This window comes from Sutterella seckii (genome assembly GCF_009183815.1).
In the GTDB taxonomy this organism is placed as follows: Bacteria; Pseudomonadota; Gammaproteobacteria; order Burkholderiales; family Burkholderiaceae_F; genus Sutterella; species Sutterella seckii.
This window is the reverse complement of record NZ_WEHX01000246.1, coordinates 1-481: the sequence shown is the minus strand read 5'-3', so window position 1 is coordinate 481 and position 481 is coordinate 1. Positions and strand designations below refer to the sequence as shown.

1 pseudogene is annotated in these 481 nt (G+C 54.5%); it reads right to left on the bottom strand.

Features of this window, described 5'->3' with window-relative positions:
• Nucleotides 1–373, bottom strand: a pseudogene (locus GBM95_RS12040) (hypothetical protein); the annotation flags it as partial.
• Nucleotides 374–481: the final 108 nt, after the last annotated feature.

Genomic DNA, 481 nt, shown 5'->3' with positions numbered 1-481 from the left:
TTGTTGGTGTCGAGCTCCAGCTTGCGGCAGGCGAGTTCGATTTCCGTACGAATGACGGCGGCAATGAAGCAGATGGCAAGCTTTGCCTCAATGCGCTGAACTGCTTCTCTGAGATGTCGCGGTAGTCATAGATCTCACTGATCCTCTCTGCGGGTAGATCTTCCGAAGAGGCGATGGCATTAAAGCCATGACGGTCAATAGATTCCTGAAGCCGTTCAGTGCAGAGCTCTACAGCGGGAGCATCCTCGGTTCCCGTCAGCTTCAGATAGGGCTTCATGTCGGAAGCAATTTTGAGCTTGCTGAGCTTCTTTCCGCCAATGATCTGAGCCTTGATGTCCTGCTGGCTCTTCAGCACCCGGGCAATGTCGTCCATGGACTTTCGGCATCCTCGAATGCCGTCGAAGAATAAGCCGACGCAGGCTTCCTCGGTGCCGCTCGCGAATACACGGGTTCTTTCCTCGACGCCGAAAATGCCCTTCTC